Source organism: Paraburkholderia susongensis, assembly GCF_900177725.1.
Classification (GTDB): domain Bacteria; phylum Pseudomonadota; class Gammaproteobacteria; order Burkholderiales; family Burkholderiaceae; genus Paraburkholderia; species Paraburkholderia susongensis.
This window is the reverse complement of record NZ_FXAT01000016.1, coordinates 1-16,201: the sequence shown is the minus strand read 5'-3', so window position 1 is coordinate 16,201 and position 16,201 is coordinate 1. Positions and strand designations below refer to the sequence as shown.

The 16,201-nt window shown below is 64.9% G+C and carries 13 protein-coding genes, 1 tRNA gene and 1 rRNA gene; 5 read left to right on the top strand and 10 right to left on the bottom strand.

Annotated elements, in window-relative coordinates; genetic code table 11:
- Positions 1-44: 44 nt before the first annotated feature.
- The 5 genes from selA to fdnG all read right to left on the bottom strand — a co-directional run bounded on the left by selA (position 45) and on the right by fdnG (position 7,334).
- Positions 45-1,493 (bottom strand): L-seryl-tRNA(Sec) selenium transferase, encoded by a 1,449-nt coding sequence (gene selA / locus B9Z01_RS30470; protein ID WP_085489265.1) that lies wholly within the window; start codon positions 1,491-1,493, stop codon positions 45-47.
- A gap of 66 nt (positions 1,494-1,559) precedes the next feature.
- Positions 1,560-2,555 carry a formate dehydrogenase accessory protein FdhE gene (gene fdhE, locus B9Z01_RS30465; RefSeq protein WP_085489264.1) on the bottom strand — a complete coding sequence of 332 codons (996 nt, stop codon included), beginning with the start codon at positions 2,553-2,555 and terminating at the stop codon, positions 1,560-1,562.
- 124 nt (positions 2,556-2,679) lie between these two features.
- Positions 2,680-3,336, bottom strand: coding sequence for a formate dehydrogenase subunit gamma (locus B9Z01_RS30460; protein ID WP_085489263.1), 657 nt, complete (start codon positions 3,334-3,336; stop codon positions 2,680-2,682).
- Entirely contained in the window at positions 3,333-4,256 is a 924-nt protein-coding gene (fdxH, locus tag B9Z01_RS30455) for a formate dehydrogenase subunit beta (RefSeq protein ID WP_085489262.1), read from the bottom strand. Before fdxH ends, B9Z01_RS30460 begins: the two co-directional genes overlap by 4 nt.
- Before the next feature lie 9 nt (positions 4,257-4,265).
- Positions 4,266-7,334, bottom strand: coding sequence for a formate dehydrogenase-N subunit alpha (gene fdnG, locus B9Z01_RS30450; protein WP_143809113.1), 3,069 nt, complete (start codon positions 7,332-7,334; stop codon positions 4,266-4,268).
- A gap of 401 nt (positions 7,335-7,735) precedes the next feature.
- Between fdnG and selD the strand changes: the two genes are divergently transcribed.
- The 4 genes from selD to B9Z01_RS36720 all read left to right on the top strand — a co-directional run bounded on the left by selD (position 7,736) and on the right by B9Z01_RS36720 (position 11,300).
- Positions 7,736-8,794, top strand: coding sequence for a selenide, water dikinase SelD (selD, locus tag B9Z01_RS30440; RefSeq protein ID WP_085489259.1), 1,059 nt, complete (start codon positions 7,736-7,738; stop codon positions 8,792-8,794).
- A 186-nt stretch (positions 8,795-8,980) separates the two neighbouring features.
- The gene (mnmH, locus tag B9Z01_RS30435) at positions 8,981-10,048 is read left to right on the top strand and encodes a tRNA 2-selenouridine(34) synthase MnmH (RefSeq protein WP_085489258.1); all 1,068 of its coding nucleotides are present in this window, start codon (positions 8,981-8,983) and stop codon (positions 10,046-10,048) included.
- A 26-nt stretch (positions 10,049-10,074) separates the two neighbouring features.
- Positions 10,075-11,130, top strand: a complete 1,056-nt coding sequence (locus B9Z01_RS30430; RefSeq protein WP_085489257.1) for a permease — start codon at positions 10,075-10,077, stop codon at positions 11,128-11,130.
- Between the two features lie 35 nt (positions 11,131-11,165).
- Positions 11,166-11,300, top strand: coding sequence for a hypothetical protein (locus B9Z01_RS36720; protein ID WP_275937532.1), 135 nt, complete (start codon positions 11,166-11,168; stop codon positions 11,298-11,300).
- A gap of 13 nt (positions 11,301-11,313) precedes the next feature.
- Here B9Z01_RS36720 and dhaK read toward each other — a convergent pair whose 3' ends face one another.
- From dhaK to B9Z01_RS30410, 4 genes are all read right to left on the bottom strand, one after another.
- Positions 11,314-13,020: a dihydroxyacetone kinase subunit DhaK gene (dhaK, locus tag B9Z01_RS30425; protein WP_085489256.1), complete on the bottom strand. Its 1,707-nt coding sequence runs from the start codon at positions 13,018-13,020 to the stop codon at positions 11,314-11,316.
- 314 nt (positions 13,021-13,334) lie between these two features.
- Positions 13,335-13,411, bottom strand: a tRNA-Val gene (locus B9Z01_RS30420).
- Positions 13,412-13,485: 74 nt separating this feature from the next.
- Positions 13,486-14,979, bottom strand: a complete 1,494-nt coding sequence (locus B9Z01_RS30415; RefSeq protein ID WP_085489255.1) for a M81 family metallopeptidase — start codon at positions 14,977-14,979, stop codon at positions 13,486-13,488.
- Positions 14,976-15,182: a hypothetical protein gene (locus B9Z01_RS30410; protein ID WP_085489254.1), complete on the bottom strand. Its 207-nt coding sequence runs from the start codon at positions 15,180-15,182 to the stop codon at positions 14,976-14,978. Before B9Z01_RS30410 ends, B9Z01_RS30415 begins: the two co-directional genes overlap by 4 nt.
- A 387-nt stretch (positions 15,183-15,569) precedes the next feature.
- On the opposite strand from B9Z01_RS30410, the gene B9Z01_RS30405 reads away from it, so the two are divergent.
- Positions 15,570-16,034 (top strand): hypothetical protein, encoded by a 465-nt coding sequence (locus tag B9Z01_RS30405; protein ID WP_085489253.1) that lies wholly within the window; start codon positions 15,570-15,572, stop codon positions 16,032-16,034.
- A gap of 83 nt (positions 16,035-16,117) precedes the next feature.
- Here the strand turns inward: B9Z01_RS30405 and rrf are convergent.
- Positions 16,118-16,201: ribosomal RNA gene (gene rrf, locus B9Z01_RS37080) — 5S ribosomal RNA — on the bottom strand; the annotation flags it as partial.

Here is a 16,201-nt window from a genome sequence, read left to right as displayed (position 1 = left end):
CCGCTCAACTGCCCACTCACTCCTTTACTCGTTCAGTTGCCCCCTCATTTGCCCTGATACTGCGCCGTCAATTGCGCGATCAATTGCGCCTCATCGGCGGCTTCGAGGCAGCGCAGATCGAGGCGCAATGCGTCGTCCGCGATCCGCCCGATCACGGGCCGCGCCATCTCGCGCAACTGCTTTTCGAGCGCGAGCAGATGACGGCCGCCCCGCTTGCCGTCGGCCATCCTGACGACGAGGCCATGGCTCGGCAGCACGTCGACCGGCAACGCGCCGCTGCCGATCTGGCTGAACATCGGCTCCGCGGCCACCGTGTAGCGCGCGCCGAGCGCCTGCTGCAACACCAGCTGCACGCGCTGCGCGGCACTGTGAATCTCGTCGGCGGAACGCGTGAGCAGGCGCAGCGTAGTGAGCCTCTCGGCCAGTTTCTCCGGCGCGCGATATAGCTGCAACACCGGCTCCAGCGCCGCGAGCGTGAGCTTGCCGACGCGCAGCGCGCGCTTCAACGGATGCTTCTTGATCTTCGCGATCAGATCGCGCCGCCCGACGATCAACCCGGCCTGCGGGCCGCCGAGCAATTTGTCGCCGCTGAACGTAACGATATCGGCGCCGGCCTCGACGGTTTCGCGCACGGTCGGCTCGCGCGGCAAACCCCATTCGCTCAGGTCGACGAGCGTGCCGCTGCCGAGATCGACGGCCACCGCGAGGCCGCGCGCATGCGCGAGCGGCGCGATTTCGGCGAGGCCGGCTTCCTTCGTGAATCCGCTGATCGCGTAGTTGCTCGCGTGGACTTTCATGAGCAGCGCGGTACGCGCATTGATCGCTTCGTCGTAGTCCTTAAGATGCGTGCGGTTCGTTGTGCCGACTTCGCGGAGCTTCGCGCCCGCGCGGCTCATGATGTCAGGAATGCGAAACGCGCCGCCAATTTCGACGAGTTCACCGCGCGACACGACGACTTCCTTCTTCGCCGCCAGCGCCGACAGTGTGAGCAGCACCGCCGCCGCGTTGTTGTTGACCACGGTCGCGGCTTCGGCGCCGGTCAGCTCGCAGATCAGTTCGTCGATCAGATCGTCGCGGTCGCCGCGCTTGCCGGTGGCGAGATCGAATTCGAGGTTCGCGGGTTGCGTGAGCGCGGTCATCACGGCCCGCACCGATTCGTCGGGCAAGAGCGCGCGGCCGAGGTTCGTGTGCAGCACCGTGCCGGTCAGATTGAAGACGCTGCGCAGACGCGATTCGTTGCGCCCGCGCAGCGCCGCTTCGACCGTGGCCTGCAATTGCGCGCTATCGAGCGCGCCGAGCGGCGGGTTACCCTCAGCGTCTGCCGATTGCGCGCGCAGCCGCCACGCGTCGAGCGCATCGCGCAGCGCGTTCAGCACCTGGGTGCGTCCATAGCCACTCACGAGCGGCGCGAACTCCGCCGACGCCATGACCTTTTCCACCGACGGCACGCGCGCCATCAGCGCACGCAATTCCGAGCCGCTCACATCGCTCACGAGGCAATCCTTGTGTCGTTTTGAACCCGCTTTGACTTTGCGCTTCGACCTTGCATCCCGCCGCCGCTAGGTGGATTCGCCGTCCGGCTCCGCCGCGCCGGCTGCCTGCTCCGGCCACAGCCACGGATGCGGCGACGCGCGCCGGTAGCCTTCCGCGCCCATCAGCAGATCGAGCGTGAGGCTTGCGAGATCGTCCGCGAACGGATCGAAGTCGAAGTCTTTCGCCAGAAAGCCGATCTTGCGGTAAGTATGGCATTCGTCGCACGACTCCGCCTTCAGCGCGGCATTTTTCGATTCGGCTTCACGCGCGGCCACGTCGGCCTCGGGCGAGCCGACCACGTGATACGCGATGCCCTTGGTCGAATCGCAGTTCGAGCATTTGACGCGCACCATGTGCCACTCGGTCGCGCACAGGCCGCATTGCAGATAACGGTAGTTATCGTACGCGCCGCCCACCCTCACCGTGCTCGCGACCGGATGCGACCCGCACACGGGGCACAGGCCCGGCGTGTCGACGTAGGGTACCGCGCGCTTGTCGATGTCGGCGGCGAGGTCGGTCCACACGACCTGCAGCGCGGCCATGATGAACGGCGCGCTCGCCGGATCGATTTCCTCGAAACGCTGCGCGAAGAGCGCGTCGGCCTGGACGTCGAGCGCGGCGGCATCGAGCGAGCGCAGCCGCGCGATCAATGCGGCGAGCGGCGGTGTGAGCGGACCCGCCGCTTCGACCTTGTCGAGCAACTGACGCAGCACGTCCTGCCACGCGGGATCGCGCACACCGGAAAACGCCGGAATCAGCGGCATCGAATGCTGCTGCGCGCTCGCGATCAGCTCGGCGCTCGGGGGCTGCGCCTTGAAGTTCGCAATCACCGCCTGTTGCGCGTCGGCGAGCACCGCCATCAGGCGCAGATAGCCGGCGATCGGATTATTGAGCGACGCGAGCTGCCGCAGGCGCGCGGCGCGCGGCGCGAATACCGCGAGCCGCTCGGGCATGCGCAGGCGGGGAATCGCCGTGTGATCGAGCGATTCGATGTCGCCGGCGTCGAGAATGCGTTGAACCAAGGTATCGACCTCTGAAAACTGAAGAGCCGCCGCCCGTCATCGACGAGGAGCGGCGGCCCGGTGCGCTGCGAACGGCGCAGTGGAACGCGCCCCGATGGGTGTTGATCGGCTGCTTATTTGCGACTCATTTGCCGATGGTCTCCCGGAACCAGTTCGGATGGTGCTTCCTCGCCCAGCCGTAGGTAACGGTGCCGCGCGTCATCGCGCCGATCGAGCCCTTGACCCACAGCGCCGCATAGATATGCACGATGATACCGACGATCAGCACGAACGCCGCCGCCGCATGCACAACCACCGCGAGCCGGATGATCTCGATCGGAAAATAGAACGAGAAGTAGCGCCGCCAGATCACGATGCCGCTCAACAGCAGCAGCACGAGGCAGATCACCATCGTGAAGAACAGCAGCTTCTGGCCGGCGTTGTACTTGCCGATCGCGGGGAGCTTTTCCTCGCGATTGTTCAGCACGTCGTCGATCTGCTTCATCCACTGGATGTCGGCGCGGTCGAGATAGTTGTGATGCCAGAAGCGCAGCGCAAGTATCAGGAACGAGATGAACATCACGCAGCCGATGAACGGATGCAGAATCCGCGTCCATTGCCCGCCGCCGAGAACCGCGTAGAGAAAGGCCATCGCCGGATGAAACATCGCGAGGCCGGACAGCGCGAGCAGCACGAACGAGATCGCGGTGATCCAGTGATTCGTGCGCTCGTTCGGCGTGTAGCGCACGATCAGACGGTTGCCCTTCACGTCCGTCAGCCCGGTTTGCTCAGAGTGTTTCATTGGGTGTCCTCCCGCGAACGGCGTGCTTCATCGGCTTCCTGCAGAGCCGCGGCTTCGTCTGCCTCGCTCACCTCGTTCGGACCGACGCGCGTGTAGTGGAAGAAGCCGGCCACGGCCGCGAGCGCCATGCCTGCCAGCGCGAGCGGCTTCGCAATGCCCTTCCACAACGCGACCATCGGACTGATGCGTGGATTGTCCGGCAGGCCGTGATACAGCGACGGCCGGTCGGCGTGATGCAGCACATACATCACGTGCGTGCCGCCGACGCCTGCCGGGTCGTAGAGACCGGCGTTCTGGAAACCGCGGTCTTTCAGATCGACGATGCGGTCCTCGGCCTGCTGCTTCATGTCCTCCTTGGTGCCGAACATGATCGCGCCGGTCGGGCAGGTCTTCACGCACGCGGGCTCCTGGCCGACCGCCACGCGATCCGAGCACAGCGTGCACTTGTACACGCGGTGGTCTTTCTTCGACAGACGCGGCACGTTGAACGGGCAGCCGGTGATGCAATAGCCGCAGCCGATGCAGTTTTCCTCGTGGAAATCGACGATGCCGTTCGTGTACTGCACGATCGCGCCGGGCGACGGGCAGGCCTTCAGGCAGCCCGGATCCTCGCAATGCATGCAGCCGTCCTTGCGGATCAGCCATTCGAGATCGCCGGCGGAATTCTCGTACTCCGAAAACCGCATGACAGTCCACGAATGCTCGGTCAGATCGGCGGGATTGTCGTAGACGCCGGTGTTGTAGCCGATCTCGTCGCGCAGATCGTTCCACTCCATGCAGGCCGTCTGACACGCCTTGCAGCCGATGCACTTCGATACGTCGATGAGCTTGGCGACCGAGCCGGTGGCCGGCTCGCGCACCTGCGGCGGCGGCACGGTCGTGGCCGAAAGGCGTCTGATGTCTAGTGATTGCAGTGCCATCTCTTTTCCTTATGCCTTTTCGACCTTGACGAGAAACGACTTGAATTCGGGTGTCTGCGAATTCCCGTCGCCCACGGAGGGCGTCAGCGTATTGACGAGATAGCCCGGCCTCGTGAGCCCCTTGAAGCCCCAATGCAGCGGCAGGCCGACTGTCTGTACCTTTTTCCCCTCGATCATCAGTGGCTTGATCCGCTTGGTCACGAGCGCCACGGCAATCACATGCCCGCGGTTCGACGACACCTTGATGCGCTCGCCGGCCACGACGCCGATCTCCTTCGCGAGGTCCTCGCCGATCTCCACGAACTGCTCCGGCTGGATGATCGCGTTCAGGCGCGCATGCTTGGTCCAGTAGTGGAAATGCTCGGTCAGACGATAGGTGGTCGCCGTATGCGGGAAGTTCTCGTGCGTGCCGAACGCGGCCTGGTCGTCCGGGAACACGCGCGCCGCCGGGTTGCTGACGACAGCCTTGTTGTCCGGATGCAGCGGGTTGTAGCCGAGCGGCGTTTCGAACGGCTCGTAGTGCTCGGGGAACGGCCCCTCGACGAGGCCGTCGCGCGCGAAGAAACGCGCGACGCCTTCCGGATTCATGATGAACGGATTCATGCCGTTTTGCGGCGGCTCGTCGATCTTGAAGTCCGGCACGTCGGCGCCCGACCACGTCGCACCGTTCCACGCGATCAGCTTGCGGGTCGGGTCGAATGGCTTGCCGCTCAAGTCGCACGATGCGCGGTTGTACAGAATCCGCCGGTTCGCGGGCCACGCCCACGCCCAGTTCAGCGTGTTGCCGATGCCTGTCGGGTCCGAGTTGTCGCGGCGGCCCATCTGGTTGCCCGCCTGGGTCCATGCTCCGCAGAAGATCCAGCAGCCGCTCGCGGTGCTGCCGTCGTCGCGTAGCAGCGCGAAGCCCGGGAGTTGCTCGCCCTTCTTCGCGAGCACTTTGGTTTTGTCGGTGGGATCGGTGACGTCGGCGAGCGCCTTACCGTTGAACTCCATCGCGAGTTCTTCGGGCGTCGGGCTCTCCGGGTTCGAATACGGCCAGCTCATGTTGAGGATCGGATCGGGATACTTGCCGCCGTCCTTGCGATAAGCCTCGCGGATGCGCAGCCACAACCCCGACATGATCTCGAGGTCGCTCTTCGCTTCGCCCGGGCCGTCCGCGCCCTGCCAGTGCCACTGCAGCACGCGGCTCGAACTCACGAGCGAGCCGCGCTCTTCCGCGAAGCAGGTGGTGGGCAGGCGGAACACCTCGGTCTGGATCGAAGCCGCGTCGACGTCGTTGAACGGGCCGTGGTTCTTCCAGAACTCGGACGTTTCGGTCGCGAGCGGATCCATGATGACGAGCCACTTCAGCTTGGCGAGGCTCGCGCCGATCTTCGCCTTGAACGGCGCCGCGGCGAGCGGGTTGAAGCCCTGCGCGATATAGCCGGTCATCTTGCCCTGGTTCATCAGCTCGAAGACCTGCAGCATGTCGTAGGACTTGTCGAGCTTCGGCAGATAGTCGAAACCGAAGTTGTTCCCGGCATTCGCGTTATCGCCCCACCACGACTTCATGAAGCTCACGTGGAACGCGCGGTAGTTGCGCCAGTAGCTCAACTGGTTCGGCCGCAGCGGCTGCGTGGCGCGCTTCGCGATGTAGGCGTCGAAGTCCTGCTCCGCTTCCATCGGCAGCGTCATGTAGCCCGGCAGCAGGTTCGACATCAGGCCGAGGTCCGTCAGCCCCTGGATGTTCGAGTGACCGCGCAGCGCGTTCATGCCGCCGCCCGCGATGCCGATGTTGCCGAGCAGCAATTGCACCATCGCGCCGGTGCGGATGATCTGCGAGCCGATCGAGTGATGCGTCCAGCCGAGCGCGTACATGATCGTGCCCGCCCGTCCCGGCACCGCCGTCGACGCGAGCATCTCGCACACGTGCAGGAATTTCTCCTTCGGCGTGCCGCAGATTTTCTCGACCTGCTCGGGCGTATAGCGCGAGTAGTGCTGCTTGAGCAGTTGATAGACGCAGCGCGGGTTCTGCAGCGTCGGGTCGACCTTGGCGAAGCCGTCGTCGCCGCGCTCGTAGTCCCACGAGGTCTTGTCGTAGCTGCGCTTCCCGGCGTTGTAGCCGGAATACAGGCCGTCGTTGAACGCGAAGTCTTCACGGACGATGAACGACATGTCCGTGTAGTTCTTCACGTACTCGTGCTGGATCTTGTCGTTCGTGAGCAGGTAATTGATGACCCCGCCGAGGAACGCAATGTCCGAGCCGGTGCGAATCTGCGCGTAGTAATCGGCGACCGAGGCCGTGCGCGTGAAGCGCGGGTCGACCACGATCAGGCGCGCCTTGCGGTGCGCCTTGGCTTCAGTGACCCATTTGAAACCGCACGGGTGCGCCTCGGCCGCATTGCCGCCCATCACGAGAATCACGTCCGCGTTTCTGATGTCGACCCAATGGTTCGTCATCGCTCCACGGCCAAACGTCGGGGCAAGACCTGCCACCGTCGGGCCATGTCAGACACGCGCCTGATTGTCGAATGCGAGCATCCCAAGGCTGCGGACAGCCTTATGCGTCAGATAACCGACTTCGTTGCTACCGGCAGATGCCGCGAGCATGCCGGTGGTCAGCCAGCGGTTGACCTTCTTGCCGTCTTCGGTCGTCTCGACGAAGTTCGCGTCGCGGTCTTCCTTCATGAGCTTCGCGATGCGGTCGAGCGCGTCGTCCCACGAAATGCGTTTCCATTCGTTCGACCCGGCCGCGCGGTACTCGGGGTACTTCAGGCGGCTCTCGCTATGAATGAAATCGATCAGGCTCGCGCCCTTCGGGCACAGCGTGCCGCGGTTGACCGGATGATCGGGGTCGCCCTCGATGTGGATGATGCTCGTCTTCGCGTTCTTGGCGCCGTCGCCAAGCCCATACATGAGGACGCCGCAGCCCACCGAGCAGTACGGGCAGGTGTTGCGGGTTTCGGTTGCGCGCGACAACTTGTACTGACGGACTTCCGCCAACGCGGGTGCCGGTGAGAAGCCCATCAGGGCAAGACTCGATCCGGCGAGCGTGGAGGCGGAGACCTTCAGGAATTGTCGCCGGGACATTTGAGTCATTGCATGGCCTCGGCTCTTTTGGGGACGAAATTAATTATAGGTGCGGATTTCGCTACATGCCGCGAGATCGCAACGCATCTTTCAACTGGCAAATATGAAATACCATTGCCGATTCAATGAAAGGCGGCGACTCGAACGGCTGTTTATTTCTGAAGCCGGAAATTATTTCTGCCGCCTATGCGGGCAATGAGTCAATCTTATCGATGGGTTATTTCGCTCCCATGTATTGCTTTGCTCGTGCCTCTTTTCTGGTCTCTTTCCGCGCTTCTTTACGTCTCTCTCACCTCCCACGCGCGCAGTTTTTGCGACGCAGCAGCACGACGCAAACGTTCTTCAACGCTGCACGGGATATCAACAGCCTTCATAATGCGGTCATTCGAAGAACCGGACCTCCCGCCCTCATGACCCACGCCCAAGCCAGCCAGCCGCCCCGCCTCACGAGCCTGTCGCACGGCGGCGGCTGCGGCTGCAAGATCGCTCCCGGCCTGCTCGCCGACCTGCTCAAGCGCAGCGCGCCGCTGCCGTTCTTCCCCGACCTGCTGGTCGGCAACGATACCGCCGACGACGCCGCCGTCTACAAGCTCAACGACGAGCAGGCGATCGTCGCGACCACCGACTTCTTCATGCCGATCGTCGACGACCCGTTCGACTTCGGCCGCATCGCCGCGACCAATGCGCTGTCCGACGTCTACGCGATGGGCGGCAAGCCGATCATGGCGCTCGCGATCGTCGGCATGCCGATCAACGTGTTGCCGCACGACGTGATTGCCGCCGTGCTCAAGGGCGGCGAATCGGTCTGCGCCGACGCCGGCATTCCGCTCGCGGGCGGCCATTCGATCGATTCGGTCGAGCCGATCTACGGGCTCGTCGCACTCGGCGTCGTCGATCCCAGGCGCGTGAAGCGCAATGCGGGCGGCCAGGCCGGCGACGTGCTGATTCTCGGCAAGCCGCTCGGCGTCGGCATTCTCTCGGCCGCGCTCAAGAAAGACCGGCTCGACGCGGCGGGCTACGCGGCGATGATCGGCGCGACCACCAGGCTGAACCGTCCGGGCGCGGAACTCGCGCGGCTCGACGGCGTGCACGCGCTCACCGACATCACCGGCTTCGGCCTGCTCGGCCACACGCTCGAACTCGCGCGCGGCTCGAAGCTGACCGCCCGCGTGCGTTACGCGGATTTGCCCTGGCTGCCCAACGTCGAGAGTCTCGCGGAAGCCGGCATCGTCACCGGCGCGTCGGGACGCAACTGGGACGCGTATGGCCGCGACGTCGTACTGCCCGCGACGCTGCCGCCGGCGGCTCGCGCACTGCTGACCGATCCGCAGACTTCGGGCGGGCTGCTGGTGTCGTGCGCGCCGGACGCGGTCGACGAGGTGCTCGCGTTGTTCCGTGCCGATGGCTTTGGCGATGCGCGCGTGATCGGCGAGATGGTGAGCGGGCAAGCGCGGGTCGAAGTGGTCTGACGCCAAGGCGGGCAAGGCCCGAGCGAAAGCGGGCGACGAACGGAAAGGAAGGCCGGCGCCGCGGACCGGCATGAAAAGGCTGTGGCAGCGCACCGGCGCGAAGGCTGAAGCGCCCCGCAATCGGCCCAACCAGGCCGCCCATGCGATAATTTCATACTTCCCGCGGTCCGTTTCGTCCCTACTCCCTTGAAAAGCCTTCTCGTCACCCTCGACAAAGCCGGTGATTTCGATGAAATCGTCGACGTACGCACACCGCTCGAGTTTGCGGAAGACCATATTCCGGGCGCGATCAACGCGCCGGTGCTGAGCAACGAAGAGCGCGTACTGGTCGGCACGACCTACAAGCAGGTGTCGCCGTTCGAGGGTACGCGGCTCGGCGCGGCGCTGGTCGCGCGCAACATCGCGCATCATCTGGAAACGACGTTCGCCGACCGGCCGCGCAACTGGCGCCCGCTCATCTACTGCTGGCGCGGCGGCAAGCGCTCGGGCTCGGTCACGACGCTGTTCAACATGATCGGCTGGCAGGCGCGGCAACTGGACGGCGGCTACAAAAGCTACCGGCGCGCGACGCTCGATACGCTCGACACGCTGCCGAAAACCTTCACCTACATCGCGCTCGTCGGCCCAACCGGCAGCGGCAAGACGCGTCTGCTGTCGGCGCTGAACCAGGCGGGCGCGCAGACGCTCGACCTCGAAGCGCTCGCATCGCATCGCGGCTCGTTGCTCGGCGCGTGGGCGGGCGTGCCGCAGCCGTCGCAGAAGCGTTTCGACACGCTGCTCGTCAGCGCGCTGCGCGGCTTCGACCCGGGCCAGCCGGTGTTCGTCGAAGCGGAAAGCCGGCGCATCGGCTCGATTACGCTGCCGCTCGCGCTACTCGAGACGTTCCATCGCGGCGCATGCGTCGAGGTGCGCTCGAGCCGCGAGGATCGCGCGACGTTCCTGCTGCACGATTACGCGCACCTGTTCGACCATCCCGAGCACCTGAAAGAACAGCTGCAAAAGCTGATCGGGCTGCATAGCCGCGAGCGGGTGACGGGCTGGCTGGGTCTGGTCGACGAAAACCGGCGCGCCGAACTCGCGGGAGAGCTGATCGAACGGCATTACGACCCCGCTTATGCGCGCAGCAGCGATCAACATTTCGACCAGTTGCCCAACGCGCTGCAACTCGATTTCCGGCCGAACGACGCCGACGTCGTCGAGCAGGCGAAAGCGCTGCTTGCGCAGCTTGAAAGTCGCACGCTCGTCGCCGGCTGACTCAAAACAACAATCTGGAAACCCACATGCAATCTACCCTTCGGCAACCTCGCGTCGCGCTCGGCTGGATCGTCTTTTTGCTGATCGCCGTCGTCGGCCTCTTCTATGTGAAGTGGTTCCCGTACTACAACCGCGCGTTCGTCGCCGCGAGCCAGCATTCGATCGGCAAGTCGATCCTGATGGGCACGTCGGCGAACGCGCCGGCGGCGTCCTGGCAAGCCGCCATCGACTACGCGCTCGCGTACGGCAAGGCAATCTGGCAAGCGATGGTGCTCGGCCTGCTGCTCGGCTCCGCGGTGCAGGCGCTGATTCCGCCGCAGTGGGTCGCACGGGCGCTCGGCCGCACCGATTTCAGCAGCGTCGTGAAGGGCGGCCTGATGTCGTTGCCGGGCATGATGTGCACCTGCTGCGCGGCGCCGGTCGTCGCCGGTCTGCGTGCGCGCGAGGCGGCGCCGGGCGCGGCGGTCGCGTTCTGGCTCGGCAACACCGCGCTCAATCCGGCCACGCTCATTTTCATGGGCTTCGTGCTCGGCTGGCAGTGGATGGGCCTGCGCCTCGCGCTCGGCATCGTGATGGTGTTCGGCCTCGGCTACGTCGTGAACCGCATGGTCACGCCGAAGGAAGCGCAAGCGTCGCAGGCGGCCGTCGCCGAGCTGATCAGCACCGACGATCCGGGCACCGCGTTCACGCGCTGGGTAAAAATCCTCGGCCAGATGACGCTGCGCCTCGTGCCCGAATACATCGCGCTCGTGCTGATTCTCGGCGCGGCGCGCGCGTGGCTGTTTCCGCACATCGGACCGGACATCGACAACAGCCTGCTGTGGATCATCGCGCTGTCGATTGCCGGTACGCTGTTCGTGATCCCGACCGCGGGCGAAGTGCCGATCATTCAGGCGATGCTCTCGTTCGGCATGGCGGCGGGCCCCGCCGGCGCGCTGTTGATGACGCTGCCGCTCGTCAGCGTGCCGTCGCTCGCGATGCTCTGGCGCTCGTTTCCCAGGCGCGTGCTGACGGTGGTCGCGCTGGCGGTCGCGCTATGCGGTGTCGTGAGCGGTTTGCTCGCGGTTGCGCTGGGCTTCTGAAGCCGCGCCGCTATTCAGCTCCGGGTTGTAGAAACATGAAACGTATCGTCGCATTCGCCGTGACCTGCTGGTCGGCAGCCGGGTTGTTGTATGCCGGGCAGCACTCGGTGGCACTGATCGCCTTGAGCGGCGTCGTAGCGCTTGCAGGCTTCGATCTGCTGCGGCCGTGAGGCGCGCCTACGCCTACGCCGCCGCGAGCGCCTCGCGAATCGCCGCGAGCCACAACGCCACTGCATGCGCGCCGGGATCCACATGACCGAGCGCGCGATCGCCCACGTAACTCGAGCGCCCGCGGCGCGGATGCATCGACGCAGTACGTGAGGTGCCTTCAACGGCCGCAGCGACGGCCGCGGTCAAGGCCGCAGCGAGTGTCGCCGATTGCGCGAGCGCGTTCTCCAGCGCGTCGGCGGCGGGCTTGAGCGCATCGACCATCGTGCGGTCGCCAGGCTTGGCACCACCCAACTCCATCAATCCATCCACACCGGCGCTGAACGCCGCAGCCCACTGCTGCGCCGTGCTCCCGCCCGACTGTTCGAGCGCGGCCGCCGCGCGCAGCAGCATCACTGCGTACAACGGGCCCGAGGTGCCGCCGACCACGCGCCGCAGCGTCGCGGACATGCCGCGCAACACCGCCCCCGGGGACGACTCGGCCGCATACGAATCGAGTTCGTGTTGCACGGCGCGTGCGCCGCGCGCGAGGCTGATGCCGAGATCGCCGTCGCCGACACGCTGGTCCATTTCAGTCAACGCCGGCTCCGCTTCCAGCAGACACGCGCAAACGGCTTCAATCACGCGGCGCAGCGTCGCTTCACGCGCGAGCGTCGCGCTGCTCGCGCGTTGCGGCGCGGCAGGCGCGGACCGCACCGACACCTGCGCGACGCGGCCGCTCAACCCAGGCCATGCGCTCGTTTGCGCGGCGGCATCGAGCAGGGCAAGCCGCTCATCGTCCACGCGCAGCAGTGTCAGCGAAACACCCGCCATCTCCAGCGCGCTCAGAAACGTGCCGGCCCATGCGCGCTCGACCTCGATGCCACGCGTATCCAGTTCGCGCAACGCGGCCCCGGCCACCACGTTCAATTCGCTCGACGGCGTGCCGCCAAGGTTGTTCACGAGCAGCGCCACGCGCTCACCCGCCTGCAAAGCCAGATCGCCGACGATCTTCGCGAGCAGCTTGCCCACGATCACACCGGCTGGCTCCAGCGCGCCGCGCGCGACGCCCGGTTCGCCATGAATGCCGAGACCCCATTCGATTTCGCCATCGGCCAGCTCGAAGCCCGGCTTGCCCGCCGCAGGCACCGTGCACGGCGTGAGCGCAACGCCCATCGTACCGAGCGATGCGGCCGTCTCGCGTGCGATCCGCGCGACCTCGGCGAGCGGCATGCCGCTTGCGGCCGCTGCGCCCGCGATCTTGTGAACCAGCACCGTACCCGCGAGTCCGCGACGGCCAGCGTGATCGCCGCTCGCGCTTAGCGCGACGTCGTCAGCGACGATCACCATGTCGACGGGAATGCCCTCGGCACGCGCGATCTCGGCGGCAAGGCCGAAATTGAAGCGGTCGCCCGTGTAGTTCTTCACGATCAGCAACACGCCCGCGGGACCGGCAACCGCGCGTATCGCGTCGAGCACGGCATCCGTGGAAGGTGACGTGAAGACTTCACCGGCCACCGCTGCACTCAGCATGCCGTGGCCCACGTAGCCGCCATGCGCGGGCTCGTGGCCCGAACCGCCGCCCGAGATCAGCGCGACTTCGCCGCGTGCGGCTGCGGCTGCGGCATCGGCGCGCACGACGATCGTGCCGCCATGCAGGAGCGCGAGATGAGGATTGAGCGCCACGAGCCCGTCGAGCATATCGGGGACCACGGTGGACACATCATTGATGAGCTTCTTCATTGCGTCAGCTCCCTTTGCGGCGGCCAGTATCGCGTAGCGCGCGACGGCCGTTTAGTCAGTGACGAAAGCGGATAGCCTAACTGTACCGCGCATTGGCGCAAGACGATGCGATGCCGTGAGCCGTATGTGTGAGCGCACCAAAGTACTCGCGCAAGCGTCGAGCCACAGGCAAAGAAAACGGGGGACGTGCTGCTGATTCGAGAAACTACGAGGGAACTGCCAGGACTGCTGGCGCTTGAATTGAATTGAATTGAATTGAATTGGCAGGACCGTAGACGAAAGCGCAGCCGCTTTCGTCTACGTCACAGATGCGTTGGTAGGCTCGATTGGATTCGAACCAACGACCCCCACCATGTCAAGGTGGTGCTCTAACCAACTGAGCTACGAGCCTTTAGAGGCGCGAATTATAGAGACTCCATGTGCGCCGCACAAGTCCTCTGCGCAATTTATCGCAACGTGCGTGCTTCAGTCAGTTCGTTGCGGCCACCCGGTCTGCGTATCGAGCGGATAAACGGGCCGTTTCACATGTTCAAACCTGAAGAGACCGTAGTCAGAACTCGTGACGCCACGGCTATCGCATTCCACCAACGCCGCGGAAATCGGCACGAAAACCGGCCGGCAATACATGCGCGATTTGAGCAGCAAAAAGCGCGCGCGACGCGGATCGATACCGACGCTTTCGAACACGCCGAGATCCCATGGTTCATGTGTATGCTCGGTCACGACGAGCTTCACGGTGCCCGTGTCGAGCACTGCGGCGCGTCCCATGAACGCGCGCTGCCCGGTGTAAGTCGGGCCGCTGATCACGTATTCACCATCGGTCAGCGCACGCACGACGCCGGTCACGGCAAGCGGTGGGCGCGACGGCAGCGCATCGCTCGTGAGCTTGTTGCCGATCGTCACCGTGACCGTGCTGCCGACGCCCGCTGCCATCAACGCCGCGACGGCCTGCGGATCGCACAACGGTCCGCTGACGATGCCTTCGAGATTCTGCGCCAATGCTTCTTCAAGCAGATCCATCGTGTCGCACGTGCCGCCCGACATGCAGTTGTCGCCGTGATCGAGCAACAGGACCGGTTTGTCGGCGCCGCGCGCGAGTGACGCCGCCTGCGCGACCGACTCGGCCAGCGGTGTGCTGCGATAAACGAAGTCATCACGCTCGCGCCAGATCTGCCGCGCGATGTGTTCCGCGACCGCTTCGGCGTGCGCGCGTTCGCCGTCGGCTACGACCACGACGCTGATGCACGGCGCGGCGATATCGGCAAGCGAGAAGCCCGCCAGTACCGACACCGCGAGCATGCCGCCGGCTTCAGCGGCGCGCGCGGCATCGACCGCGCGTTTCATCGCGCCTTCGCCGGTCGCGCTGCGCAGCGTGTGCGTGAGCAGCGGCGGCTGGCGCCATGCGATCACCGGCTTCGCCTTGCCCTCGATCATGTCGAACAGCAGCCGCGCCGCGTGTGCGCCGGTCTCGTACATGTCGACGTGCGGATAGGTCTTGAAGCTCACGATCACGTTGGCGTTGTCGATCATTTTCTGCGTGACGTTGCCATGCAGATCGAGCGCGACCGCGATCGGCGCATCCGGTAGCAATGCGCGCACGCGCTCGAGCAGATCGCCTTCGCCGTCGTTCGAGTTCTCGGCAACCATCGCGCCGTGCAGGTCGAGCATGACGGCGTCGCAACCCGGTGCGGCCGCGATGATTGCGTCGCAGATCGCATCGTAAGCGGCAGCCTCGACCGGCCCGCTCGGATTCGCCGATGCGGACACCGGCGTCACGATCTCGGCATGCGCGCGCTCGGCCGCATCGATGAACGCGGCCATCGCGGTCTGCATGCCCTTGTTTTCGTCGAACGCATCGCGGCCATAGCTCGGGCCGCTGCGGCCGAACGCGGCGAGCGGCGTCGCCACTGGCGAGAACGTGTTGGTCTCGTGGTTCATCCGCGCGATCAGGATTTTCATGCGCGTGCGCTCCTCGCGTTCGACGCGGCGTTCAGCGTGACTTGCGACAGCACGTTGCCGGCCTCCTTCGCCCGTGCGATGAACGGCTCGTGCGTCTCGTCATCCAGTTCCGTCAACGCGACACGGCATGCGCCGTCTTTACCACTCGCGCCGATCCGCCAATCGGCGAGCGTCGCGACAAGGGTTGATGAATGAGCTTGCATCGATGCTTCCTCGTGTTGAAGACAGCGTGGATGGATCCGCTGGTCGCTTTTTTCCTCAAGCCAGCCGTGGTCTTTTCACCATGATAGATAGGTTTAACTCCGGCTGTTGAGTGGTTGCCGTGGGACGTGGAAGAGCCGTCGCCTTTCGACGAGTAAGCGATCGTGTAAGCCGCCTGGTGCTGGAATCGCTCTAAACGCGGGGTTGCATCAAGGCTATGACACGGTGGGAATCTGACGGTTACGCTGCCGGACAGCGATGATTTGGTGCAGAAATGCCTTCCTGCGGGCGTCTCAGCTGATGAGCATGCGTGAAGGCTCAACCTTTTTCTGAGCGTGCCGTTATTGCGTGTGCTTAGGCAAACCCTCAGGCAAACCCATTGGACCTTCATGGCACACCCCATTCCCTTGTCCCGCAACACGGGCGTCGCCCGGGCACGGCATGCCAAAGCCATGCTGTTGCCCATGCCCCGTCAAATCGCCGACGATCTCGCATTGCGGGTGCATCTATCGCTCGACGCGTTGCGCCGCGGAGCCGGCAGCAAAACCGACGCGCAGACGCTCACGCAGATCATGCTGCTAGCCGGCTATCTGGCCGAAGCAGGTTTCGGTTCGATGAGCCGCGAAGAATTCTGCGCCGCGGATCGCATCGCGGCGGCGGTATTCGATAGGGGCAAGGAAAGCGGTGAATGGAAGCTGGACGAAGCGGGATTCGCGCTTTTCGCGTCGATCGCGACGAATTACGATCGGCAACTGCATCGCGCGCCGCTTTGGGCTGTCACGGCGGCGAGCGAACAGCTCGATCGCGTTATTGCGGGCACGTCTGATCCGGCGCCGGCGCGTAGGCGGGCCTGACGACACCCCGAAACGAGGGCGTAAACGCCAGAACCCCGGTTCTCGTGTCGAGAGACCGGGGTTCAGTCGTTACAGCATGAGGAGCCTGACGATGACCTACTTTCACACGGGCAATCCGCACTATCATCGGCGTGGAGTCGTTTCACGGTCCTGTTCGGGATGGGAAG

Bases quoted from the DNA above. Each gene is read 5' to 3' on its own strand.
- B9Z01_RS30460 (WP_085489263.1), bottom strand. From the start codon at position 3,336: ATGAAACACTCTGAGCAAACCGGGCTGACGGACGTGAAGGGCAACCGT.
- fdxH (WP_085489262.1), bottom strand. From the start codon at position 4,256: ATGGCACTGCAATCACTAGACATCAGACGCCTTTCGGCCACGACCGTG.
- selD (WP_085489259.1), top strand. From the start codon at position 7,736: ATGACCCACGCCCAAGCCAGCCAGCCGCCCCGCCTCACGAGCCTGTCG.
- B9Z01_RS30430 (WP_085489257.1), top strand. From the start codon at position 10,075: ATGCAATCTACCCTTCGGCAACCTCGCGTCGCGCTCGGCTGGATCGTC.
- B9Z01_RS36720 (WP_275937532.1), top strand. From the start codon at position 11,166: ATGAAACGTATCGTCGCATTCGCCGTGACCTGCTGGTCGGCAGCCGGG.
- dhaK (WP_085489256.1), bottom strand. From the start codon at position 13,020: ATGAAGAAGCTCATCAATGATGTGTCCACCGTGGTCCCCGATATGCTC.
- B9Z01_RS30415 (WP_085489255.1), bottom strand. From the start codon at position 14,979: ATGAAAATCCTGATCGCGCGGATGAACCACGAGACCAACACGTTCTCG.
- B9Z01_RS30410 (WP_085489254.1), bottom strand. From the start codon at position 15,182: ATGCAAGCTCATTCATCAACCCTTGTCGCGACGCTCGCCGATTGGCGG.
- B9Z01_RS30405 (WP_085489253.1), top strand. From the start codon at position 15,570: ATGGCACACCCCATTCCCTTGTCCCGCAACACGGGCGTCGCCCGGGCA.